19 protein-coding genes and 1 pseudogene are annotated in these 23,512 nt (G+C 53.0%); 9 read left to right on the top strand and 11 right to left on the bottom strand.

Annotated features, from left to right (window positions below):
- Positions 1-102: 102 nt before the first annotated feature.
- Both BN1128_RS23095 and BN1128_RS23100 read right to left on the bottom strand, forming a co-directional pair.
- On the bottom strand, positions 103-2,676 hold the full coding sequence (locus tag BN1128_RS23095; protein ID WP_042873328.1) for a bifunctional acetate--CoA ligase family protein/GNAT family N-acetyltransferase: 2,574 nt from the start codon (positions 2,674-2,676) through the stop codon (positions 103-105).
- 72 nt (positions 2,677-2,748) lie between these two features.
- Positions 2,749-2,940, bottom strand: coding sequence for a hypothetical protein (locus BN1128_RS23100; RefSeq protein ID WP_042873330.1), 192 nt, complete (start codon positions 2,938-2,940; stop codon positions 2,749-2,751).
- 171 nt (positions 2,941-3,111) lie between these two features.
- On the opposite strand from BN1128_RS23100, the pseudogene BN1128_RS23105 reads away from it, so the two are divergent.
- Positions 3,112-3,984: pseudogene (locus tag BN1128_RS23105) on the top strand (hypothetical protein).
- On the opposite strand, the gene ilvY reads toward BN1128_RS23105, so the two are convergent.
- Positions 3,973-4,866, bottom strand: coding sequence for an HTH-type transcriptional activator IlvY (gene ilvY, locus BN1128_RS23110; RefSeq protein WP_042873332.1), 894 nt, complete (start codon positions 4,864-4,866; stop codon positions 3,973-3,975). The pseudogene BN1128_RS23105 and the gene ilvY overlap by 12 nt on opposite strands.
- Before the next feature lie 187 nt (positions 4,867-5,053).
- Here ilvY and ilvC point away from each other — a divergent pair, with 187 nt between their 5' ends.
- Positions 5,054-6,535, top strand: coding sequence for a ketol-acid reductoisomerase (ilvC, locus tag BN1128_RS23115; protein ID WP_042873333.1), 1,482 nt, complete (start codon positions 5,054-5,056; stop codon positions 6,533-6,535).
- A 156-nt stretch (positions 6,536-6,691) separates the two neighbouring features.
- Here ilvC and pgi read toward each other — a convergent pair whose 3' ends face one another.
- A complete protein-coding gene (pgi, locus tag BN1128_RS23120) occupies positions 6,692-8,341 on the bottom strand; it encodes a glucose-6-phosphate isomerase (protein ID WP_042873335.1) in 1,650 nt (549 codons plus the stop codon).
- Positions 8,342-8,772: 431 nt separating this feature from the next.
- Between pgi and BN1128_RS23125 the strand changes: the two genes are divergently transcribed.
- Positions 8,773-8,961 (top strand): hypothetical protein, encoded by a 189-nt coding sequence (locus BN1128_RS23125; protein WP_042873338.1) that lies wholly within the window; start codon positions 8,773-8,775, stop codon positions 8,959-8,961.
- Between the two features lie 160 nt (positions 8,962-9,121).
- Here BN1128_RS23125 and BN1128_RS23130 read toward each other — a convergent pair whose 3' ends face one another.
- The 5 genes from BN1128_RS23130 to BN1128_RS23150 form a co-directional block, all read right to left on the bottom strand.
- Complete coding sequence (locus tag BN1128_RS23130) at positions 9,122-9,958, bottom strand: mechanosensitive ion channel domain-containing protein (protein ID WP_042873341.1); 837 nt, start codon at positions 9,956-9,958, stop codon at positions 9,122-9,124.
- Positions 9,959-10,108: 150 nt separating this feature from the next.
- A complete protein-coding gene (gene slmA / locus BN1128_RS23135) occupies positions 10,109-10,705 on the bottom strand; it encodes a nucleoid occlusion factor SlmA (protein ID WP_005321293.1) in 597 nt (198 codons plus the stop codon).
- Positions 10,706-10,774: 69 nt separating this feature from the next.
- On the bottom strand, positions 10,775-11,005 hold the full coding sequence (locus tag BN1128_RS23140) for a dCTP deaminase domain-containing protein (RefSeq protein WP_420864949.1): 231 nt from the start codon (positions 11,003-11,005) through the stop codon (positions 10,775-10,777).
- 82 nt (positions 11,006-11,087) lie between these two features.
- Complete coding sequence (gene dut / locus BN1128_RS23145; protein ID WP_042873347.1) at positions 11,088-11,552, bottom strand: dUTP diphosphatase; 465 nt, start codon at positions 11,550-11,552, stop codon at positions 11,088-11,090.
- A gap of 689 nt (positions 11,553-12,241) precedes the next feature.
- Positions 12,242-12,700 carry an antitoxin Xre/MbcA/ParS toxin-binding domain-containing protein gene (locus BN1128_RS23150; RefSeq protein WP_042873349.1) on the bottom strand — a complete coding sequence of 153 codons (459 nt, stop codon included), beginning with the start codon at positions 12,698-12,700 and terminating at the stop codon, positions 12,242-12,244.
- A 642-nt stretch (positions 12,701-13,342) separates the two neighbouring features.
- Here BN1128_RS23150 and BN1128_RS23155 point away from each other — a divergent pair.
- From BN1128_RS23155 to BN1128_RS23175, 5 genes are all read left to right on the top strand, one after another.
- Positions 13,343-13,594 carry a type II toxin-antitoxin system Phd/YefM family antitoxin gene (locus BN1128_RS23155; RefSeq protein ID WP_042873351.1) on the top strand — a complete coding sequence of 84 codons (252 nt, stop codon included), beginning with the start codon at positions 13,343-13,345 and terminating at the stop codon, positions 13,592-13,594.
- 201 nt (positions 13,595-13,795) lie between these two features.
- Positions 13,796-14,386: a DUF6088 family protein gene (locus BN1128_RS26620; RefSeq protein WP_042873353.1), complete on the top strand. Its 591-nt coding sequence runs from the start codon at positions 13,796-13,798 to the stop codon at positions 14,384-14,386.
- A gap of 262 nt (positions 14,387-14,648) precedes the next feature.
- A complete protein-coding gene (locus tag BN1128_RS23165) occupies positions 14,649-15,635 on the top strand; it encodes an AAA family ATPase (RefSeq protein ID WP_042873355.1) in 987 nt (328 codons plus the stop codon).
- Between the two features lie 24 nt (positions 15,636-15,659).
- Positions 15,660-18,080 carry a S8 family peptidase gene (locus BN1128_RS23170; protein WP_042873357.1) on the top strand — a complete coding sequence of 807 codons (2,421 nt, stop codon included), beginning with the start codon at positions 15,660-15,662 and terminating at the stop codon, positions 18,078-18,080.
- A gap of 444 nt (positions 18,081-18,524) precedes the next feature.
- Complete coding sequence (locus tag BN1128_RS23175) at positions 18,525-20,039, top strand: hypothetical protein (RefSeq protein ID WP_042873359.1); 1,515 nt, start codon at positions 18,525-18,527, stop codon at positions 20,037-20,039.
- Between the two features lie 87 nt (positions 20,040-20,126).
- Here the strand turns inward: BN1128_RS23175 and BN1128_RS23180 are convergent, their stop codons facing one another.
- Complete coding sequence (locus BN1128_RS23180; RefSeq protein WP_042873361.1) at positions 20,127-20,366, bottom strand: hypothetical protein; 240 nt, start codon at positions 20,364-20,366, stop codon at positions 20,127-20,129.
- A gap of 801 nt (positions 20,367-21,167) precedes the next feature.
- On the opposite strand from BN1128_RS23180, the gene BN1128_RS23185 reads away from it, so the two are divergent.
- On the top strand, positions 21,168-22,418 hold the full coding sequence (locus tag BN1128_RS23185) for a hypothetical protein (protein WP_209428614.1): 1,251 nt from the start codon (positions 21,168-21,170) through the stop codon (positions 22,416-22,418).
- A gap of 637 nt (positions 22,419-23,055) precedes the next feature.
- Here the strand turns inward: BN1128_RS23185 and BN1128_RS26625 are convergent.
- On the bottom strand, positions 23,056-23,193 hold the full coding sequence (locus tag BN1128_RS26625; protein WP_167335830.1) for an AbiTii domain-containing protein: 138 nt from the start codon (positions 23,191-23,193) through the stop codon (positions 23,056-23,058).
- Positions 23,194-23,512 lie beyond the last annotated feature (319 nt).

The following is a 23,512-nucleotide window of genomic DNA, read 5'->3' on the forward strand; positions in this document are numbered from 1 at the left end:
GACACTGCCAGGCACCCAACGTTGAAAGCCCGCTCATCTGAGCGGGCTTTTTTATTGCCAGAAATCAGCCGTTTATAAGCGATAAACAGCTGATCCCCTTCTTTATTGGCCCTGATTGGCACAGGGTAGCTCCATGTTGACCACCCCATCTTCCAGCTGGATGTCGATCTTGAAGCCAAGCCTCTTGGCCAGATTGATCATGCCGCGATTGCTGGGCATGGTCATGCCCGATAGCTGACCGATGCCCCGCTCTCTGGCGTAGCGCGCAATCTTCTCCATCATCAGCTTGCCGAGCCCGAGTCCTTTCAGGTCGGAACGTACCAGAATGGCAAATTCCGCATCGGATAGGTCCGGGTTGGAAATGGCCCGCACCACCCCGAGGATCTGCTGACTGAAGGCCCCGTCCTGCCCGACGGCAACGAAGGCCATCTCCCGGTCGTAGTCAATCTGGGTCATGCGGGCCAGCTCTTCATGACCAAGCTCCCCTACGTCGGCGAAGAAGCGCTTGTACCTGTCTTCGTCCGATACCTTGAGTACAAACTGCTTGTGGGCGGGTTCATCCTCCGGCCGGATCGGGCGCAGCAGAACATGACTTTGATCCTTGAGCCAGGCTCCCTCTTCCAGTTCGGTGGGATAGGGGCGTATGGCCAGCGTATTGCGTCCCTGCACCACAGGCATCAGCGTCAGGCTGGCATCTAGGATGACCATCTCGGCCCCGCATGCCTGCAACGGATGCAGGTCCAGCTCCTGGATCTCGGGGAAGGCCAGCAGCAGCTCCGACAGCTGGCACAGCACCTGACCGAGAGCATCGATATCGAGTTTTTCGGGGGTGGCCTGCTCGCGGATCTTGCGACTCTTGAGGGCTCCTATGATCTGGTAGCGTGCCAGCGCCTGGTTCAACGGCGGAAGTGCGGCCACCATCTCTTGTGGCTCGGCCCCCGATTCGCCGAGCAGGATGACGGGACCGAAGACAGGATCCTGTTGCAGGCGGATCCTCAGCTCCAGCCCGCCGCTGCGGCGCGCCATCCGTTGTACCAGCAACCCCTCGATACGCGCCCCCGGGTCGTGTTGCCTCACCCTGTCGAGAATGGCATCCGCTGCCTGGGCGACTTCGGTCGAGGTGCGCAGGTTCAGCATGACGCCGTGCACCGCAGACTTGTGGGCAATATCCGGTGAGCGCAGTTTGACCGCGACCGGATAGCCGATCTGCTCTGCGGTCAGGGTGGCCTCGATGGCATCGGAGACGATCCAGGTCGGCAACGTAGAGAGCCCGGCGGCCTGCAGTATGGGGTGCACCAGGTGGGTATCGAGAGTGAGCTGTTTGCGCTCCAGCGCTTGGTGGATCAGTTGTTGACAGAGTTTGGCGTTGAGCTTGTCGCCCTGCAGAGAGGCGGGGGTCTCCATCAGCTGCTTCTGGTTGCGGCGGTATTCCACCATGTGCATGAAGGCGGCGACGGCGCTTTCCGGAGTACGATAGGTCGGAAATCCGGCCTCGCTGAACAGACGACGTCCCTCTTGCGCCGAGTATTCTCCGGCCCAGTTGGTCAGGATATTGAAGCGCCTGGCCCTGGGATGTTGTTTGACGTAGTCGATCAGGTTACGGGCCAGTTCGGCTCCGCGTGCCGTGAGGGAAGGGGCGTGAATGAGCAGGATGGCGTCGGCTTCATCGCCTTGCAGCAAGGTCTCCAGTGCCTGCCGATAGGTGGCGATATCGGCATCGCTGCCGATGTCCCGTGGTGGCATGGCCAGTTTGCCGCCCCGCTCCAGCAGCACGTCGACCGCCATGTTGGCCAGTCCACGGCCATTGGAGATGATGGCCAGCCGTTCCCCCTTGAGGGTCAGGGAGTGGCTCAGGGTTTCGACTGCGGCAAACAGCTCGTGGGTATCTCGCACCCGCAACATGCCAGCACGGCGGATGGCTGCATCGTAGACGTTGTCGAGGCCATTGGCCGGATCGTGGCGACCGCTCTTGAGCACCAGGATGGGCTTGTTGCGTGAGGCCGCCCGTGCTGCCGAGAGGAAGTGGCGGGCGTCGTGCAGCTTGTCCATGTAGAGCAGGATGGCGCGAGTGGTGCCATCGCGGGAGAGCTGATCCAGCAACTGGCCGAAGTCGATGTCACAGTGATCGCCGAGGGAGATGAAGGCGGAGAAACCGAGCTCATGTTGCTTGGCCCAGTCCAGGATGGTGGTGCTGACTGCGGCTGACTGGGAGAGAAACGCCACCTGGCCCGGTTTGGCCGCGATGGGGGAAAAGCTGGCGTTGATGCCCTGACCCGGCAACAGCATGCCCATGCTGTTGGGGCCGAGCAGGCGAATGTCATATTGGCGGCTCAGCTGTTGGAGCCGTGCTCTCTCCTGCATGGAGAAGTCGGCAGCCAGTATGATGGCAGCTCCTGTGCCTTTCTTGCCCAACTCTTCGATGAGTGGCAGTACCCGTTCGCGTTTGGTGCATATGATGGCGAGATCGGGGGAGAGCGGCAGGCTGCTGATATCGGGATAGGCCAGTACGCCGGCGATGGCCCTGTTGTGTGGGCTGACCGGCAGTATGGGGCCCTTGAACTGGCCCGCGAGCAGGTGCCTGATCACCACATGACCCGCCTTCTGCGGGTCGGTCGAGGCACCGATGACGGCGATTGACTGGGGTTTGAAGAGCCGATCCAGGCCGCTTGGTTTCATGGGCACTCCCGTGGGTGGCGGATGGTGCCAGTGTAATACGCTTTGACTGCCGGTTCTGTGACCGGTTGCGGATCACTGTTTGGTGAGAGCGCTGGCTCGCAGATAAAACTTCATCTTGCCCTGGATCTGGCGCACCGCCGCCAGATGGCGTTCCTGTAGATAGATATCCTGCTCCCGATCCAGCGGTGTCTGCGCTACACCCAGGCTCTGCAGGTACTCTTCAAACAGCTGTGAGCTGTTGATTTCGATCAGATGACGCATCATGGCGAGGCTCCTTCCATTCAGACTGAACGTAGAGTCTAGTCTGTGACCGCCATCTCGTTATGGCCATTGTCAGATTTGACACGAAGCGGCTCACACATCTGCGGGGCCGGGCTTAGGTACCTGGCCCGCACGCATTATAGTGAGTGCATGAAGCGCTGAGGGGCGAGGTACATGATCAGGATCTGGCTGTGGTGCATCACACTCTTTGCGGGGAGTGCTCTGGCTGCCGAGTCGCACATTCGGGCCTGGAACCTGCTGCTGGATCATCCCAATCCAGCCGTGGCAGGCTTGCTGCGGCTGTCGCTCGATCTCACCGTGCCTGAATATGGGCCCTACCGCCTGAGTGCCAGCCCGCCGATGGAGCAGGGACGAGCCGTCAAGGAGTTGCAGGGGGGCGAGCTGGTGCAGATCGGGGTATTCGCGCCCGACGAGGAGCGGGAACGTACCCTGCTTCCCATCCATATTCCGCTGGCGAAGGGATTGCTGGGCTGGCGGGTCTGCCTCATCCGCTAGGGGGATGAGGCGCGGTTTGCCAGGATCCACTCCTTGGCTGAATGGCATCAATCCGGGCTCACCATAGGCCAGCACAGATCCTGGCCTGATACCCGCCTGCTCAAGACGAACGGTCTCAGAGTTGTGGTTGGCAGCCTGTATGAGGCCTTGTTCAACATGCTGCGCAAGCAGCGCTTCGACTGCTTCCTGCGCTCCGTCATCGAAATAGAAGATGAGCTCAAACAGCATCCGGATTTGGCCATAGAGCCTCATCTGGTGTTTCGTTATCCGCTGGCGCTGCTGTTTTTTGTCTCGCCCAAATATCCCGAGCTGGCACAACGCATCGAGCTGGGATTGCAGCGGGCGCGCCAATCGGGTGCCTTTGAGCGGATCTTTGAGGAGGGGTTCGGTAGTACCATTCGTCGGTTGAAGCTGGATGAGCGGGCCATGCTGGAGCTGGATAACCCGGATCTGCCCGCCAGCAGCCGCGCCATGATGGCCGACCCGACCCTCATCTATGCACCGGTCGCGGTCAGCCCGTCAGCGCAGTGACCCCTGGCCGCGCGCCGTATCCCAGAAAGCGCGGATCAGCGGCTCTTCCAGCCGCTTCTTGAGCACGGCGATGCCGACATCGAACGGCTTGAGGGCTGGCTTGGGGTCGACGATGCGTACCTTCTCCCCCATGGGGCTGTGATCGATTACGGCTGCAGGCACCAGCCCGACGCCAAAACCGAGCGCCACCATGGCGACTATGCCCTCGTTGCCCGCCACCTCGGCATAGATGTTGGGGGCTATGCCCTTGTTGCGAAACCACTGGTCACAGCGCTTTCGCGCCAGACCCTGCTCGGAGAGGATCAGCGGCAGCCGCTCCCAGTCGGGTTCTCCCTGCAAAAACCACTGGTTGGGTTGAGGCGGGTTGCGTGGGGCGATGAACACCAACGGTACCTGCTGCAGGCTGGCAAACTCCAGCTTGGCGGAGAGCGCATCCGGCCGCGCAGCGATGGCGAGATCGGCCTCGTCGGCCAGGATCTTGTCCACCGCCAGCGCCGGGTCGCCGGTCTCCAGCTTGATCTCCAGCTGGGGATAGCGGCGACGAAAGCGCTCCAGCACCTCGGGCAGCAGAAAGTAGCTGGCGGTGACCGAGCAGAACACCCGCAGCCGCCCTTGCAGCGGTTCATCGCTGCGTTTGAGCTCCTGCTTGAGCTGACGCCACTCCTGCAACAGGCCGCCGCCGAACTCCCGTAGCTTCTCGCCAGCGGGGGTTAATCGCACCGAGCGGTTGTCTCGATCGAACAGCACGCAGCCGGTCTCCTGCTCCAGTCGCTGGATGGCACGGCTCAGGGTGGAGGGGCTGACCGCCATGGCATCGGCGCTCTTGCCGAAGTGGAGTGAGTCGGCGAGGTGGAGAAACAGCTCGAGATTGCGAAGGTCCATCTTTTAATTCCTGCCGCGGCGCGCTTGCCGATCTGGGGTGACACTGGGTGAGATTGCCAAGAATCATCTTTCAATTATTGCAACGTACTGTTTCGAATATATCAGTTCAGGCAATAAGTGTCCCGCGCTATAGTGGTTCAGACAACGCCGTTACCCGGCATGGAATCAATCGAACGGAGCAATCACCATGGCTAACTATTTCAACACCTTGAACCTGCGTCAGCAGTTGGCCCAGCTGGGCAAATGTCGTTTCATGCAGCGGGCGGAATTCGCCGATGGCTGCGACGTGCTGAAGGGCAAGAAGGTGGTGATTGTGGGCTGTGGTGCCCAGGGCCTGAACCAGGGTCTGAACATGCGCGACTCCGGGCTGGATATCTCCTACGCCCTGCGCAAGGCTGCCATCACCGAGAAGCGCGCCTCCTGGCAGAAGGCCACCGACAACGGCTTTGCGGTCGGCACCTATGAAGAGCTGATCCCGAGCGCCGATCTGGTGTTGAACCTGACCCCGGACAAACAGCACTCCGACGTAGTGAAAACCGTGATGCCGCTGATGAAGCAAGGCGCCGCGCTGGGCTACTCCCACGGTTTCAACGTGGTGGAAGAGGGTCAGCAGATCCGCGCCGACATCACTGTCGTCATGGTAGCGCCCAAGTGCCCGGGTACCGAAGTGCGTGAAGAGTACAAGCGCGGTTTCGGTGTGCCGACTCTGCTCGCTGTCCACCCGGAGAACGATCCCAAGGGCGAAGGCATGGCCATCGCCAAGGCGTGGGCTTCTGCCACCGGTGGCGACCGTGCCGGGGTGCTGGAATCCTCCTTCGTGGCGGAAGTGAAATCTGACCTGATGGGCGAGCAGACCATCCTCTGCGGCATGCTGCAGGCCGGTTCTCTGCTCTGTTATGACAAGCTGGTTGCCGAAGGGGCTGACAAGGCCTACGCCGGCAAGCTGATCCAGTTCGGCTGGGAGACTATCACCGAAGCCCTGAAGCAGGGTGGCATCAGCCTGATGATGGACCGCCTCTCCAACCCCGCCAAACTGCGTGCCTTCGAGCTCTCCGAGCAACTGCGCACCCTGATGCGTCCGCTGTTCGAGAAGCACATGGATGACATCATCGCCGGTGAGTTCTCCCGCGGCATGATGGCCGACTGGGCCGAAGATGACGTCAAACTGTTCACCTGGCGCGAAGAGACCGGCAAGTCCGCCTTCGAAAACGCTCCTGCGTTCGCTGGCAAGATTGCCGAGCAGGAGTATTTCGACAATGGCGTGGTGATGGTGGCCATGGTCAAGGCGGGTGTCGAGCTGGCGTTCGAGACCATGGTAGCTTCCGGTATCTACGAGGAGTCCGCCTACTACGAATCGCTGCACGAGCTGCCGCTGATCGCCAACACAGTTGCTCGCAAGCGTCTGTACGAGATGAACGTGGTCATCTCCGACACCGCCGAGTACGGTAACTATCTGTTTGCCAACGCTGCTGTGCCGCTGCTGCGTGAGCACTTCATGCCGACTCTGAAGGCTGGCGATCTGGGTGCCAGCAAGGCGGAAGGGCAGAGCGTCGACAACCTGGCGCTGTTGGCGGCCAATGAAGCGACTCGCAACCATCCGATCGAGAAGATCGGTCAGGTACTGCGCGGTTACATGAAAGACATGAAGCGCATCGCCGTCGGCGGTTAAGCCTGCGTCGGGCAGGATGATGAAGGGGCGGGGATGACGATCTCCGTCGCCGGTCGGACTGGACACCCGACCGGCCAGCCAGAAAAACCAGCCTGACAGCCATAAAAAAGCCCCGCTCATCGAGCGGGGCTTTTGCATTCAGAAAGGCCGGCTAAATCAGGCTTTCCACGCTTTCCAGGTGTTGATAAGGCCATTGGTGGAGCAGTCGTGGCTGGTGACAGCCGCATCGGTGTTGAGCTCCGGCAGGATCTTGTTGGCCAGCTGTTTGCCCAGCTCCACGCCCCACTGGTCGAAGCTGAAGATGTTCCAGATTGCGCCCTGTACGAAGATCTTGTGCTCGTACATGGCGATCAGGGCACCCAGAGTTTTCGGGGTCAGGCTCTTGAACAGGATGGAGTTGGTCGGGCGGTTGCCTTCGAACACCTTGAACGGCACCAGATCCTTGACCTGCTCCAGGGTTTTGCCAGCAGCAAGGAACTCGGCTTCGACCTGTTCCTTGCTCTTGCCGAAGGCCAGTGCTTCGGTCTGGGCGAAGAAGTTGGCCAGCAGTTTCGGATGGTGATCACCGATTGGGTTGTGGCTGATGGCCGGAGCCAGGAAGTCACAGGGGATCAGCTTGGTGCCCTGGTGGATCAGCTGGTAGAAGGCGTGCTGGCCGTTGGTGCCCGGCTCACCCCAGATGATGGGGCCGGTCTGGTAGTCAACCGGCTTGCCGTTGCGATCCACGTACTTGCCGTTGGATTCCATGTTGCCCTGCTGGAAGTAGGCAGGGAAGCGGTGCATGTACTGATCGTACGGCAGGATGGCTTCGGACTCGGCACCATGGAAGTTGTTGTACCACAGGCCAATCAGCGCCAGCAGCACCGGCACGTTCTGCTCATAGGAGGCAGTGGCGAAGTGCATGTCCATCTCGAAAGCGCCTTGCAGCAGGGCTTCGAAGTTTTCGAAACCGACGGACAGGGCGATGGGCATGCCGATGGCAGACCAAGAGGAGTAGCGGCCGCCAACCCAGTCCCAGAACTCGAACATGTTGTTGGTGTCGATACCGAACTCTGCCACAGCCTTGCCGTTGGTGGAGAGCGCAGCGAAGTGCTTGGCAACGTGGGCCTTGTCACCGGCGATCTTGATGAACCAGTCGCGGGCGGTCAGGGCGTTGGTCATGGTCTCCTGAGTAGTGAAGGTCTTGGAGGCCACCAGGAACAGGGTGGTTTCCGCATCAATCTCTTTGAGAGTCTCGGCGATGTGGGTGCCATCGACGTTGGAGACGAAGTGCATTTGCAGGTGGTTTTTGTAGGGGCGCAGTGCCTCGGTGATCATCACAGGGCCCAGATCAGAGCCACCGATACCTATGTTGACCACGTGCTGGATTGCTTTGCCGGTGTAGCCTTTCCACTCGCCGGAAATGATCTTCTCGCAGAAGCCCTTCATCTTGGCCAGCACGGCGTTCACTTCCGGCATTACGTCCTTGCCGTCGCACTCGATGGGGCGGTCGGAGCGGTTGCGCAGGGCCACGTGCAGTACGGAGCGGCCTTCGGTCATGTTGATCTTGTCGCCGTTGAACATGGCGTCGATCGCGCTGCGAAGATCAGTCTCTTTGGCCAGATCAACCAGCAATTTGAGGGTTTCCTCGGTGATCAAGTTCTTGGAGTAGTCGACCAGAATGTCGCCGCCAAAGGTGAGGGAGAACTTGTCGAAGCGCTGCGGGTCCTGCGCGAACAGATCCTTGAGTCGAGTCTCTTTGTTAGCTGCAAAATGGGCTTCCAGCGCCTGCCAGGCCTGGGTCTGGGTTGGATTGATATTTTTCATAGGATTACCGATCTTCCAAGTTGTGTTTGAACCTTGCAGGCAAGGCTCCCGCCAAACCTTATTATTCGAGCACTCTATCGGGCCCATTATACCGAGCCCATGGTACGGCTCGTGTAACAGAGCTTTACCAATTGTCTGCCATCGAAGGAGTTTACAACCAAAACGCTGCGATTATGAGTCACTCATGGCTAGGGGATCTTGAGTTTGCTCATACTTCACCCGGCTTGCGCGGGCTGAAAGGGTTTTCATCTATGGCTGATCGCAGCTTGCTGCTTGGCAAGTGCGTGCTACACCAAAGGGGTATCTGACAGCCGTTTTTTGGCTCATTTTATGAGCAAACGCAAATTGTCGAGGTTGGGCGTTGGCTAGTATGTGCACCGAATGGACGAGATCTCCCAGGGATGGCCACTGTCTGGAATGAGGAGATCGATATGAAACACGTTTTATCCCTGTTTGCCCTGAGCCTGATCGGCACCGGCCTCATCGGCCTGTTGACCATGGTGCTGACCAGTGCGGCGCCGACCTTGGAGATACGGGTGCTGGCCGTGATAGGCGCCGTACTGGGGGGTTATGTGCTGGTGCAGCCTTTGCTCAACCGGGTCGCGCGTCGACTGGGGTAAGGGGCTCTGTCGCCTGTATGGATGGGCGTATCGGCCCATGATGACAGCTGAGCAATTTCCGGCCCCGGTGGCCGGATTTTTTATGCCTGTGGCGCGGACATGAGGCCCAGAAACGACCATGCCAGCACTAAGGCTGGCATGGTAGCACTCAGGTCCGGGTTCAGGCCTGGGGCTTTTGCATGTGCATGACCATCTGCGGGAAGGGGATCTCGACACCTTCTGCGTCGAAAGTCAGCTTCACCTTCTCGTGAAAGTCGAACCAGACACCCCAATAATCGGCGGTCTTGACCCAGGGGCGTACCACTATATTGACCGAGGAGTCGGCCAGGGCGGCGACGGCGATAGTAGCGGCCGGATCCTTCAGGATGCGCGGCTCTTCATTCACTAGGCGCTCCAGGATCTGCTTGGCCTTGCGCAGATCCGAGCCGTAGCCGATGCCGAAGGTCATGTCGACGCGACGAGTATCCATGCGGGAGTAGTTGACTATGGTGCCGTTGAGGATGGCGGAGTTGGGTACCACCACCATCTTGTTGTCACCCGAGGTGAGGGTAGTGGTAAACAGCTGAACGGATTGCACCACACCCGCAGTGCCCGCCACTTCGATGAACTCGCCCGCCTTGATGGGGCGGAAGATGATCAGCAGGAAGCCGGCGGCGAAGTTGGAGAGCGAGCCTTGCAGCGCCAGACCAATAGCCAGACCGGCGGCACCTATGATGGCGACGAAGGAGGCGGTCTGTACCCCGACCCGACCTAGGGCGGCGATCACCACGAACACCAAAATGGTGTACTTGAGGATGCTGCCGACGAAATGGGTGACTGTGATGTCCAGCTTGCGGGCCTGCATTACCTTGACCACTGCGCTGCTGAGGAGGTTGGCGGCGATGTAACCGATCAGCAGGGTGATCAGGGAGGCCGCGATGTTGACGGCATACTCGATCAGCAGGCCTTGGTTATTGACCAGCCAGGTCTGCGCTTCGGTAATGATTTCGGGTTCCATAGGATGTCCTGTCAGGCAGTAAAGGTTTATGACGCATGAATCTAACACTGGAATGCGACAATCCGGGTCGCATCTGGTGCTCATCCCCTCTTTTTTGCCACAAAAAACAAGGGAGGCCAAGGCCTCCCTGTTTGCACCAACCCGTCTGGATCAGCTTTGTAGCAGCTGGCTGCGGATGAACAGCCACTGATCCTCGAAGCCGGCGGTGGGCTTGAGTTTGAACTCGGAGCGGACAAACTGACTGATGCGTCCCTCGGTATAGGCCAGCAGCAGATTGGCCAGCATGGTCTCGTCGAGCTGGAAGCCCTGGCCTTCCCGCAGTCGCTTTTCCCGCAGTACCTGCTTGATCTGGGTCTCCAGCTTGTCGAATAGAATGCTGATGCGATCGCGCAGCCGGTCGTGTTCGCCCAGCAGGGCGTCGCCGTTGAGGATGCGGGTGATGCCGGGGTTGCGCTCGGCGAACACCAGCAGCAGCTGAAGGATGTGATGGCAGCGGGCCATGGTGTCCTTCTCTTCCGCCATGATCAGGTTGACCCGTGACAGCAGGGAATCCTCGATAAAGTCGATCAGCCCTTCGAACATCCGCGCCTTGCTGGGAAAATGTCGATAGAGGGCTGCCTCAGAGACCCCCACCTCGGCCGCCAGACGTGCCGTGGTGATACGCTGGCCAGGACTGGTCTCCAGCATATGGGCGAGTGCTTGCAGGATCTGATCGCGCCGACTCTGTTTCTGATTACTGCTTGCCATGGATTCCCCTAAAAAAAACAATGGCTTGATTCTATTATTAGGCACAGGCCCAAGGGTCTGTGTGGTCTGTTATTGGCGACCAGAAGAACCAAAACCGCCTTCACCCCGTTCACTCTGATTGAACTCATCGACCAGTTGGAAGCTGGCCTGCACCACCGGCATGATCACCAGCTGGGCGATGCGTTCGCCGGGCTGCATGGTGAAGCTGTCGTTGCCACGGTTCCAGACCGAGACCATCAGCTGTCCCTGGTAATCGGAATCGATGAGGCCCACTGTTATACGATAAAAAACCGTATCAATATCTTAAGTACATGAAATTAAAGTTCTTTTATCTTCATGCCGGAAAAAGTGTCTCAGGCCTCAGGTTTGGTATGTTGGCGGTCTATGCTTTACCGGTACTACCGAAACCACCACTACCACGCTCGGTTTCGGTGGAGAATTCCTCAACAACACTCAACGACACCTGTACAACCGGTTGGAACATCAACTGTGCGATCCGGTCACCAGGCTGTACGGTGTAAGGCTCAACCCCATCGTTGGCCAAGATAACCCCTATCTCGCCATGATAGTCCGCATCAATTACACCAATGCCTTGAGCTACTCGAATGCCGTGCTTTAGTGACAGTCCTGAACGCGACGCAACTATGGCCACTAGACTGGGATCCATCATATTGATAGCTAGTCCGGTTTTGAGAAGATGACGAGCACCTGGCGCAATCGTCACTGGCTCGGCGATGCATGCGCGTAGGTCCATGGCTGCGGAGCCATCGGTTGCATAGGTCGGCATTGGGAGCTGTTCTGTACCCAGAAGGTTATTGACCATACGTGCTTCTATGCGTCGATACATCTTGTGTTCCTCGATAAAGCTTGAACTGGCGGATTCAATAAAATGAGCGCAACGCAAAGGCGCTGGGAGACGAAGTACCCAACTTCAGGCTATCTTTTCCAATAATCGCAAAGGATAAGCCATGAGATACCAACCGTTGACCGAGGGGCTAAGATACCAGATTGCCTCCCTGCATGGCGAGGGTAGGGTACGCGAAACTATCTCGTGAGTAGCCGAGGATCGTCAGGAGTGGGCTAAGTTCCAATTTAAGGAGATTCATTTCGACCACATTGATCACGGAACCAAATGAGGAACCTAATTGGATGGACTCACCGCAACTCTTATATCAGGGACCTACCTATGTCCTTCCAAATTTTCTATTAAGATATATTGATAACTATTTTATGGCTCTTTCTTGAAGAGAAAACAGGAGGGTTATGACAGGCTAAATTAATAACCCTATTAATAGCTCTGATCTACCAACAGCCTCTTTATAGCCTCAAGTATATACAGGTATTGAGCGCGATTTGCTTGTTCGGATTGCTTGTGTGAATTTGGGGGTTAAATTAAGACGTTCTATGACTTTGTTGCGGTGAAAAATTATCATTACATATAAATTACGATATGATTTTGGAAAGGCTGATATGGGAATAGATAAATGATTGACTGTTGTTCAGTAATTATATGAATATTTTCATATATAGAATACATCAGGAGATAACTCCATGTTCAATTTGGCCAATAAAATCCAAGATAGCCTCCGCACCTATTGGGGTGCTCAAAAAATGTAAAGGGCGTTCTCCACCCAAGGCTCTGGCTGGTGAGTCGAGCCACTTAATAGCTACCGATATATCTCTATTAAATAGTTGAATGGTAGCATCCAAGACCTTGACTAACATGTAAATTTTACAGCCATGCTCAACCGAAAAGGCTTTCTTATACTCTTTATTTTTCCTACGGTAGGTGGAGTAACAGATACCTACCCATTCACAAATAATCATCTCATCAACATGTATCTCTGAAGAAAGATTGGACAAGATGTTAGAGGGTAATCCAGCCAGGATCCCTATGTGTGCATCAACAGGTTGCTTCGGTAGCGACAGGGTCGATAGAAGACTGACTGCTGTTATGACCGAAGCTTTTGGCTTGTACATAGTTCCTACATTCATAGCTATTCCACCACCAGCTAATTATATATCATATGAACAGTATAGTGTCCCCTTGTGGGGGCCGTTTGCCTCTGAAGTTAAGGTATTTCCCATAGTGAAGGCCATTAGAGCCTCTGAAGTTAAGGTATTTCCCATAGCGAAGGCCATCAGAGCCCCTGAAGTTAAGGTATTTCCCATAGCGAAGGCTATCAGAGCCCCTTGAAGTTAAGGTATTTCCCATAGCGAAGGCTATCAGAGCCCCTTGAAGTTAAGGTGTTTCCCATAGTGAAGGCCATCAGAGCCCCTTGAAGTTAAGGTGTTTCCCATATAGCGAAGGCTATCAGAGTCTCTTGAAGTTAAGGTGTTTCCCATAGCGAAGGCTATCAGAGCCTCCTGAAGTTAAGGTGTTTCCCATGGCGAGGGCTATCAGAGCTTCGTGAAGTTAAGGTGTTCTCCATGGAGAGGCCCATTGGGCTCTCTTGAGGTTAAGGTGTTTCCCATAGCGAAGGCTATCAGAGTCTCGTGAAGTTAAGGTGTTTCCCATAGTGAAGGCCATTAGAGCCCTCTAAAATTGTGGGCGGTATAGAAAATGGGGAGTAAGTCTGCGCACACTGATGGTGTGTATAGACTCGATCAGCAGCACAAAATTAGTAGGAACCGAGTATGAGCTACCAGATTCTCTCTGTGACTACGGCGAGCATTACCGAACTGAAACGCAATCCGATCGGCATACTCAAGGAGGGCAATGGCTCTGCCGTTGCCATCTTAAGCCACAATAAGCCAGCCTTTTACTGTGTGCCTCCCGATCTATTTGCCTACTATGTTGAGCTGGCCGAAGACGCCGAGCTTAACCGAATAGCTGATGAGCGTATGGACTCACCGGATATGGTCAACGTCTCGCTGGATGACCTATGACAGAAAATTCCTCAAGTCATAGTACAAGGTACAAGACCCCCTTTGACATAACCTGAATTCTCACACCAACGGAGCGTAGTCGCGGCGTAGTCTAACGCGTTTTAGTAGTTCAGGCCTTAAGACCGAATTGGTTGTTTTCTGATCTATGTCAGATTATGATTATCTTATCTGACTTTGAATGAAAACATCGGCTGGGCTGCTATGAAGACTCTTCCCGAAACAATTTTGGATCACAGTAGGCAACTGCCCGAAGGGGGCATACTGACGCCAAAGGAGTTCCTGTATCTCGGAAGTCGGGCTGCTGTGGATCAGGCGTTTTCGCGCTTGGCGAAAGCTGGATTACTCATACGCGCAGCGCGTGGTTTGTATGTGGCGCCGATTGCCACCAAGAGTGGGATGCGAGCCCCTGCTGTGGAGAAGACAGTTAGCGTCCTGGCTAAAAAGAGCCAAACAGCAATCACTGACTGCGGGGGGCGAGCCGCAAACGCACTTGGACTTACTACGCAGGTGCCGGTTGGAAAGGTATTCCTCACCAGCGGGCGGGGACGTAAGCTCAAACTAAATGGGGTCGAGGTGGAGATCAGGCACGCACCTAAGTGGATGCTGCTGTTTGGGACGACGCGCCCAGGCACCGTTATTCGGGCACTTGCTTGGCTAGGTAAGGTGAATATGGGTGGAGTGATGGAAAAGTTACGAGATATTCTTTCCCCGAGCGATTGGCTGGTTTTGCGTTCTGTCTGGAGTCTCCTCCCATCTTGGATGGTCCAAGTAATCGGCCGTGCGGTGGTCTGAGAGATACGACAACCCAGCCAATGTTTGGGAGAGGCGGTTTAAAGTGCCTTCAAAGTGAATTAGGCTACGCCGCCGAGCTAGATACCCTATTGTGAAGTGAACGTTAGGCTTCAAGTACATTTAGATAAGTGAAAACAAGGGAGTTTTTAGCAATGAAAACCCAAATGCGAGGCTGGTCATTGCAAGCTATTTAGGAGAGGCCACTTTACGAACTGACCACATAATTCTATAGAAAACAATTATTTATATAGCAGGCAAACACATGGCGAATGGAAAGGTTCTCCGGCAGTTATTCCGGGCTGGCGCAATGGGCGATACAGATGCATTTCGTCGTGCGTCACAAGCTGTGATCGAAGATGAGCGCCAAAAGCAACACCATCTCCTTGCAAACGATTTAGAGCAGATCCTCTACGGTGGTGACGTTAATTCGCGTGCAGCCAGTAATCTTCAGCGTATCCATTACGATATCCCAACGGATAAAGAGCGCGGTCTGCCGCTGCTGGACATCTGGACGCCCAAGCGTTCTCTCGATGAAGTCATCCTTCCCCCCAGCAGCTCTGTTGCTCTAGAGGAGATCTTGGAGGAAAACCGGAGAGATGATGTCCTTCGTAGCTATGGGATGAAGCCTGCCACCAAGGTCATCTTCTTCGGCCCACCGGGTTGCGGGAAGACCCTGGCAGCTGAGGTCATTGCGTTTGAACTTGATCGGCCGCTGGCCATTGTTCGATTGGATGCTTTGGTTTCCTCGTTTCTCGGTGAGACTGCGGCGAATCTTAGAAAAGTGTTTGACTTCATCTCCCAGCATTCACTGGTTGTATTGTTCGATGAGTTTGATGCAATTGGTAAAGAGCGAGGCGATAGTGGCGACCATGGCGAGTTACGCCGGGTCGTTAACGCGGTTCTCCAGATGATGGATTTGTATGAGGGCCGCAGCCTGATCCTTGCTGCTACAAACCACGAAATGATCCTGGATTCGGCTATTTGGAGGCGATTCGATGAGTCTATCGAATTCCCGCTTCCGGATATGAAGCAGCTGGTAGATATCCTTACTCTGAAATTACGTGGGATCCGACGTCAATTTGATATTGACGATAAGGAAGTAATACAGGAATTTAAGGGTAAGAGTGGTGCCGATATTGAGCGAGTCGTACGGCGCGCAGCAAAAAGAATGATCCTGAGAGGGCAAGAATTCCTGACTATCAAGGAGCTGAAAAATGCACTTGTACGGGAGAATCTCAGGAAGTTCTAACCATCAGCCTTCAAGGAAGACGCAGTGGCTACTTATAAGCATCTGAGCATTGCTAGGGAAATTTTGGACAACCCACGCCGGACCAAGAATCCTCCGCATTTTATAAGACGCGCAGATCTAAGTGGCCACGGCCAAAAGCTCAATGCTTACTTCGCGACTGCCGCTGGGCAAGCCAGAAAGCAAATCGGGTCTTCTGCCAACTCCCCTTTCGTTCTCAAACTCAAATATGAGGGTGCACTTACCTTCACCAGTCTTACTGCACACGGGTTGGAGTTCATCAGCCAAGAAAATAAGCAGCTCTGCGTCGTGTTTGCTACGGAGGCTGGCTTAGCCCAGTTTGCTGATCATCTGAGTAAGCTTGGCGTTATCGATGCAGCCTTAACCTATAGGCAGATCTTGGAAGCAATCGAGGGCATTGAAGCATGGGCTGCTGAAGATCGGATGAGTTGGGCACTTACCCATCTCGGCTTCCCCCAGGCTGAGGTGTTCGAGCTTGATGTGGAGCTTTGGCCCGTCGAGGTAGCAAGCCATCCTAACCGAACCCAGTTAACCACTGCCTTTGAGAGCTGGCTCGGTGACGCTGGTATTATTAGGCTCGACAGGATCAACCTGGATAGTCTTCTCATGTATCGGGTGATGGTGAGCCTAGACCAAGCACAGTTGCTGCTGAATCACCGTGATGTGCGCATAATTGATCTCATCCCGGCCACTGGCATCAGCGTTCAACAGCTTAATCGAGACATCAATGTGCTGCCCCGAGATGTTCCTTCTCCCGCGGTTGGGGCATCACGAGTCTGTATTCTGGATAGCGGTATCAATGCGAATCATCCACTTCTACGGCCTGCGATGGCTGAGAGCGCGTCTTTTGTTGATGAAGAGGGAGAGGCGGATCAGGCGGGTCATGGAACGGCGGTGGCTGGGATTGCATTGTACGGTGATGTCGAGGCGTGTAATGAAGGCAATTTCTGGCGACCTCAGTTTTGGATTTACAACGGCAAGGTGATGAAGAGGTGCCCTCAGACAGGTAATGCGGTTTACAATGAGTTTTACCTTGAGGCTTCACTAACTCGAGCTGTAGAGCACTTTGTCGAGCTGGGCTGCCGGATCTTCAATCTCTCGCTGGGAAACAGCAATGCGCCCTACGATGGGATGCATGTACGGGGTCTGGCCTACATCTTGGATGTCTTATCTAGGAGGCATAACATCCTGTTTGTGGTATCGACTGGGAATTTCTGTGGGTCGGAGGATCCGGCAGTTCCAGTCAATAGTTGGCGGGATGAGTACCCTGAGTACCTGCTGTCAGAGCAGAGCTCGATCATTGACCCTGCACCAGCAATGTCGGTGCTGACCGTAGGGAGCATTGCTCGGCATAATGCCACGATTGACACTCAGCGCTTCCCAGAGATCAATCAACTCTCCCCGGCATCCGAAAACCAGCCATCACCTTTCACTCGGCATGGACCTTCCGTCAAAGGTGCGTTCAAGCCGGACCTCGTCGCAACAGGTGGCAACCTAGCGTGCCCTATGAGGCCTGCAGATGGTCAGTGGCGGCAGGTTGAGAGAGGGCTCGGTGTCCTCACGTTCAACCATGAGTTTGTGGGTAACACAATATTCAAAGAAGTCAGTGGGACCAGTTTGGCGGCTCCCTATATCACGCATCTGGCCGGACGCTTGCTCAACGAGTACCCCACATCGTCCGCTAACCTGCTTCGTGCCATGTTGGTGAACCAGGCCTACCTACCCAATGAGGTTGCCACGACGTTTTCAGACGATTTCAGGCATGCCTACAAAGAAGACAAAAATACGTTAAACCGTGATGTGGCTAGGGATGTGGCTGGCTATGGTGCAGTGAATGAGGGAGATCTATTCCGATCATCTGATAACACTGTTGTTTTGATCTCGGAGCAAGCCATTGAAAAGGATTCATGCCAGTTCTTCGAGTTGCCTTTACCAGCCGACTTCTTGCGAAAGAAGCGGGCCACGCGAGAACTTACAGTCACTCTAGCGTATTCACCAGCGGTCAGAACAACCAGGATCGAGTATCTGGCAACCCAAATCAGCTTCCGTTTGGTCAAAGGGGCCTCTCTGGATGAGGTTCAAAGGTACTTTAACCAGGCCAATAAGGCTGATGTTGATACTCGGAATGACGACGCAACAAATAATCGTGATGTTACGGCCCAGCAGCGTAGCCGTGGTACGGTGCAGTCATCACGCTGGACTTTCAAGCAGCGCAATCCCGATGAAAAATGGTTTGTGGTGGTTATTCGGCAGGACCGGGAGTGGAAGCATCCTGATGTTTTGGATGAGGAACCATATGCGCTGGTAGTAACTGTTGCGGATCGAGACAACGAAAATGCACAGCTCTATACCCAGATCCAGGCTCTGATTGCACAGCAAGTTGAAAATAGGGAGCGGCATCAGGCGCGTCTGCAGGCACGGGGTTAATAAGGCGGCCTCTTTCTGCTCACTGGTGATGATCTGTTGTTGCTGCCCCGTACGAGCTCATCCTCCATTGGCTACCGGTGAAGTTTGAAGATCGCTTGCCATGGTGATTTGCTCAGGGATAGGGATTGGCATCGAGGCGCTCCTGACGGAAAGGCTCCGATTGTGGCTGTCTTGGCCGTTCAGATTGCAGTACTGCAAGGGGTGGTCCCGTCCCGGTTAGGCTCGGATTTGACAGCCACTTTGGCCGTTTGCATAGGATGCCAGGAAGTTTACAACCCAGACTTCTAAGTGCTTCCAGTAGCACTGGATTTCGACGACTGTGACATCATTCAAAGTTTACCGCAAAAGCATGATCGTAACTCATTGTTTTGTATATACTTGTATGCAGAGGATTGAAAACGCCCTATACCCCATGATATTGAAATATATATAGCGCAGTGTGACATGAACAATGTAGAAAGGATTTTGAGCGAAGATGGTCCCTGTCTCAGCTCCGACTTGAACAAGAAGCTCGTGGAGCGGTTTGGCCTGTCTCCAGACGCAGCTAGACAACAAGTGTCTCGGGGAGGCGTCGATGTTCACAAATTAAAAGGGATGAATTTCGTAAGAAATGCAAAATTTATATATTTAAAAAAGGATTACCGTTCGCCATATTATTGGACAGCTTTGTACGGAGCATTCAGGGATACAAATTCTGCTTATTGGTTTGCTATTGCTGCCCTTCGCTTACGCGGTGGCCCAATTCCTTATCCACACTTTCTAATTTGTTGTGGCTCACCATTAAGACAACAAAAACACCTACCTCCCGATGAGATAATCGAACGGCTTATATCAGTTGGTGTTATTGCAAAGAAAACCATTAATGGGCTTGGACTATGTGTTCTATTAACTGAGGATGAGCAACAAGATTGGCTTGTGACAGAGCAACAAGCGAGGATCCTAGCTGAAAACATCCTTATCAATGCTATAGCAAGCTGGGCCAAAAATATTGGAATGGTCAGTTACAACAAAGTTTCCAATAGGAATAGCGAACGCTTGCCACAAGTTAGCACTACCGTTTGGGATATCTGCGGGCCATCTTATATATCTGGCTTAGCTGAAATAAGCAGAGCTCCTCATTCAGATATAAAGCCTGGATTCTTTACCTGTGATGTTTTTCTTGGCGGGAAGGTAACACTTAATGGGATTGAACCATTTATAAGAAAGTGCAACGCACTTAGAGGCCTGAAGAAAGTCGGTAGGACGATTCATTTCTTCGTGGCTGAAGAGTTTAGTGAAGATGCATTCAATGAAGCCAAACGGGCAGGGATCATGCCTGCTACCGTGGAAAATCTATTCGGAACAGAGCTGTCCAAAAGCTTGAAAGAATTGATAAAAACGCTAAACGATGCAGCTAGGCAGATTTCCATTTCACCTGAAAAGTTCAATGCGTTATTTGAGTCCCTTGGGAAAATAGAAGGCGCTGCTGGAAATCTTCGCGGGGTGCTATTTGAATATTTCACAGCTATCCTTATTCCAAAAATAAACCATTCTAATAAAATTAGAATTAATGAGAAGTGCAAAGTAGGCCCAGACTCCGCTGAGGCTGATGTCATCTCAGAAGGAAATGGTGAGATCCTTTTCATCGAGTGTAAAGGCCACAGACCAGGAGGAGAGGTTGAACATAGCGAAGTTAAAAAATGGCTACACGAAAGAGTGCCATTATTAAACCGGTATGCTAAAGAACACCCAGACTGGAAGAGCAAAAATCTACGCTTTGAAATTTGGACCACAGGAAGATTCAGTGATGAATCCATTGCTCTGTTATCTCAATCAAAAACGTTTACAGGCAAGTATGAATTAGATTTCTTGGATGCTCAGAGGGTGAAAGATGAAGTTGAAAAATGTGATGACAAAGAGCTTCGAAAAACTTTCTTTAAGTGTTTTTATGATTACCCATTACGCAAGATTCAAAACTGACGTTGCTTAATCACAAGCCTATTTATTGAAATGCACTTCATATATTACAAAGCGGGGTCGTAGTCCCGCCGGTTCCCCAAGTTTCCATTAACTTGCCGAGAGGATGGCCAACCAGCTCAGTGCCTGCCCTGCCAGCACCCCGCCACCGGCACTCTCCAGGATTGCCCGCACACTGCCAGCCAGTGCCCCGATAGCAGGCCAGAATGGTTTTGGCGAGGTGGCTAGCGCTTGCAGGGCAGCATGATTGGCCTGCAGCTCATCACAGGCTTCCTGCTGCAGCTCGCCTTGCTCGATTACCTGTGCCAGCCATGGCAGCAGGGAGGCCAAGGCTTCCCTCTTTCTGCACGCTGGTCACGGTTTGCTGTTGCAGTCCTCCGGACGAGCCAGCCATTAGTTGCCATTCCTTCTGCTTAACCATTAACAGGGGGTGGGTCCCTTTTACTTTGGCAGGGTGGGTCACAATTCGATCGGTATTGACAGTGAAGCTAATGCCTTCTCCTAAGATCCCTTCTTTTTCAAGCTACAGTGCCCAACTGTGGGTAAGTATTAAAGTTTCATTCTGAAATGGCGACGATCACATAGGTACGCTGCCATTTCTAAAACGTTTATGCCCCCTTCCTTGCCAGTAACATACAGCACCGGGCACTGCGAAGCTAATCATCGCTGTGCACCCAAGAAAAAAACACCTCGTCAGGTGAGGTGTTTTTTATCCAAAGACTTTTCATCCATAGACAGTGTTACAGCAATTGCGTTTATTTCAGAGCGTTAATGAGCGTGATATTGATCTGTTAGTGCTAGAGGAACTTAATGTTTCTGACTCATTGGCAAAGTGGTTTGTTTGTCTTGTTCGGGAAGAATTAATCCCTGTTAAAACCCTCCGTGCTTGGCACTCTGTCGTAGACGCTAACCTCGGCGAGTCAGATCATAGATCTTCTATCTCTAGTGCGGGCTTAAACTCCGTTACTTAGAGATCGAAACTAGATAAAATACTGATGCCTTATCAATACGGATTCAGAAGTCATGGGAAGCTACGCATACGACTACTTAAATGACTCATTGCTACTTGATAGTACACTCGTTACTAGACTTTACAGTGACCTGTCAGATGCAGTACTCGAACAGGAACTTATGAAGTACCGTGAATACTGCTTAAAGGTACTGCCTGAAATACGTGATGTGGTCAAATCGCAGGGCGTAGTTAGTTGCTTGGCAACTGATACGCTGTCTCATACTTCTCATTTAAAACAGGCTGCACTATATCTAGAAGAAGCTGTAGTTGCAGATCCAGTCTTTGAACTAACTGACTTTAGAACCCAAGCTACAGAAGCCTTGACGTCATTTATCGGCATGGCTCCAACCCCAAAGATAGACCGCCAGAAACTAACCAAAGCAGCGCTTCGACTGATTGAATTACGTCCGTTAGTAGCAGGTGGTTATGTTAAGCTGTACCCAGTTACTTTTGAAATTGAAAAGGGTACTGAAGTACCACTGCTCTACTCAGATGTTGGATTTGAAGATTGCTTACCTCCAAACATCTTAGAACAGTACAAAGCTAGTTCTGATGTGCGAAGTGTTCAGAACGATAATGGACGAATGCTCGTAATGCGTGATCTATATCCATGTAGAAACATCAGCATTCATTTCCAAGGCATGGAAGGCGGCTTCGCTATGGGTTATCTATTAAACCCAACAGAATTTGTACCGACTGATAAAGAAAACGTATTCACCGTCATTCAAAAGAAGTCTTCTGTGCCACCCAGTAAAGCTGATTTTGATGCTTGGGTATATCAATCTGTAAATCAAACTGCACGAAATCACTACATTGACCTCAGTAAGCGTATAGCGTTATCTGAATACCTCGGCTGCATGTTTGGTACGGAACACCCGTTTGAAAGCAATCTACTTAACATGAATGTCGGTAGTACTGATATTCAAGCCAATACATTAAATTGTGCGCTACAGATGGACGTGCCATTCATGGAACAAATATCCTCTGCTGATTTGATGTCTATTCGAAACAACGACGGTGAAGCATTCCAGTCGTTCCGTGCTGAATTAGAAAAAGGGCTACGTGAAGCAAGGTATGAAACTGACCCTAGTCGTGTGAAAGCAATTATCGAAGATACTCAGCATGAACTATTCGAAGTACAGATGCGCCAGATAGCCCCACAAGTGAAGCATTTAAAAAGAACACATTTTGTTGAAGCTAGTATTGCCGTTGCTGGCTTAGGGCTTAGTATTGTGACTGGCGGGACTAGTTTGATTGCTACTGGCATTGCGGGGTTGAATTATCTGAAGTCACACTACGACTACAAATCAAAAGTCACTGCTAATCCAAGTCATTTCTTGTGGAATGTAAAACAGAAAGCAAAGAGGTAGTTCTATTAGTTCGTAATTAAATAGAAAGCCCGCTGTCTGCGGGTTATTTGTTGTGGGATTGCTTGTTGGTACTTGTAGGATCGGCTTCGTTCTCTCTATTGCTATCGAACCTGACGGTGTGCTTTTTTCACTTTTCCATGCCTGTAGTAATTCATTAATTACTAATTCAGCAAGGGCGCTGACACGTTTTTATCCCCACATGAGACACATCCAGTATGATAATTTAATACTAAGTTATAGCTCTATATAGACTTGCTTGTACCAATCAGTATGAATCTATATTTCTGGTCACGTCTAATCTAAAATGGTACGAACAGGGTTACTTGACTGTTTAGTATGAAACTTTATTCCTCTCCTACACCAACGCAAAATCTCGTTTCTGACTGCTCCGATGATCCGTCTCATACTGGCAAGGGTAAAGCGACGTAAAGGTATAAAACGAGTGCTACTGATGGCACTCAATGTGTCTGCATCCTGAGGTGAAAAGCGCATGTGGATATCGTCGCCTGCCATACACCACCCTTGGATCTCTTCAATGGGGGTATCGAAGGTGCATAGTTGCCATTTTGCCGCGAGCGTTGCAGATGGAAAGTGCAAGACCTGTGTCCCATGAGGGGTTTCAATCAAGACTTCTCCTTCAACAAGGATCGTGCATCCCATACCCATCCAGCTCACGTTCAATCCAGGAGGCCCATTCTGGCAATTGTAAGCGTTGGGCTGCTACCAGGGCACGGCGTAACCGGTCGGCGGGAGTGACGGATGGATCACTGGCCATGTGACTAATTCTGGGATAAGGGCGGGCATCGGACACTTCTCGGCGACAATGGGGGCTTTATGGTAACCGATTTGAACCGCACCAGTTGCAGTACTGCAAGAAGGAGGCGCTCGCCAGCCGTTTGGGGAGGAACTTCGGTCTTTGCCTCTTCCCTTCATTGAACGTCTTCTTCCGGGTATCACTATCTTGAATAAACTTGAGCCTACCTTAGGCACCTATAAAAAGAGGGGAGATACACTCGCAGGCATAGCATAGGGCACTTGCCAAGTGGAGGCGGATCGCCTACAAGAACCCCTCTGAGGTTCCTGTAATTGAGGAA

Source organism: Aeromonas piscicola, assembly GCF_000820005.1.
Lineage (GTDB): Bacteria > Pseudomonadota > Gammaproteobacteria > Enterobacterales > Aeromonadaceae > Aeromonas > Aeromonas piscicola.

Excerpts from the sequence above, each read along its gene's own strand:
- BN1128_RS23095 (WP_042873328.1), bottom strand. The coding sequence starts at position 2,676 with ATGAAACCAAGCGGCCTGGATCGGCTCTTCAAACCCCAGTCAATCGCC.
- BN1128_RS23100 (WP_042873330.1), bottom strand. The coding sequence starts at position 2,940 with ATGATGCGTCATCTGATCGAAATCAACAGCTCACAGCTGTTTGAAGAG.
- ilvY (WP_042873332.1), bottom strand. The coding sequence starts at position 4,866 with ATGGACCTTCGCAATCTCGAGCTGTTTCTCCACCTCGCCGACTCACTC.
- ilvC (WP_042873333.1), top strand. The coding sequence starts at position 5,054 with ATGGCTAACTATTTCAACACCTTGAACCTGCGTCAGCAGTTGGCCCAG.
- pgi (WP_042873335.1), bottom strand. The coding sequence starts at position 8,341 with ATGAAAAATATCAATCCAACCCAGACCCAGGCCTGGCAGGCGCTGGAA.
- BN1128_RS23125 (WP_042873338.1), top strand. The coding sequence starts at position 8,773 with ATGAAACACGTTTTATCCCTGTTTGCCCTGAGCCTGATCGGCACCGGC.
- BN1128_RS23130 (WP_042873341.1), bottom strand. The coding sequence starts at position 9,958 with ATGGAACCCGAAATCATTACCGAAGCGCAGACCTGGCTGGTCAATAAC.
- slmA (WP_005321293.1), bottom strand. The coding sequence starts at position 10,705 with ATGGCAAGCAGTAATCAGAAACAGAGTCGGCGCGATCAGATCCTGCAA.
- dut (WP_042873347.1), bottom strand. The coding sequence starts at position 11,552 with ATGTATCGACGCATAGAAGCACGTATGGTCAATAACCTTCTGGGTACA.
- BN1128_RS23150 (WP_042873349.1), bottom strand. The coding sequence starts at position 12,700 with ATGAATGTAGGAACTATGTACAAGCCAAAAGCTTCGGTCATAACAGCA.
- BN1128_RS23155 (WP_042873351.1), top strand. The coding sequence starts at position 13,343 with ATGAGCTACCAGATTCTCTCTGTGACTACGGCGAGCATTACCGAACTG.
- BN1128_RS26620 (WP_042873353.1), top strand. The coding sequence starts at position 13,796 with ATGAAGACTCTTCCCGAAACAATTTTGGATCACAGTAGGCAACTGCCC.
- BN1128_RS23165 (WP_042873355.1), top strand. The coding sequence starts at position 14,649 with ATGGCGAATGGAAAGGTTCTCCGGCAGTTATTCCGGGCTGGCGCAATG.
- BN1128_RS23175 (WP_042873359.1), top strand. The coding sequence starts at position 18,525 with ATGAACAATGTAGAAAGGATTTTGAGCGAAGATGGTCCCTGTCTCAGC.
- BN1128_RS23185 (WP_209428614.1), top strand. The coding sequence starts at position 21,168 with ATGAAGTACCGTGAATACTGCTTAAAGGTACTGCCTGAAATACGTGAT.
- BN1128_RS26625 (WP_167335830.1), bottom strand. The coding sequence starts at position 23,193 with ATGGCCAGTGATCCATCCGTCACTCCCGCCGACCGGTTACGCCGTGCC.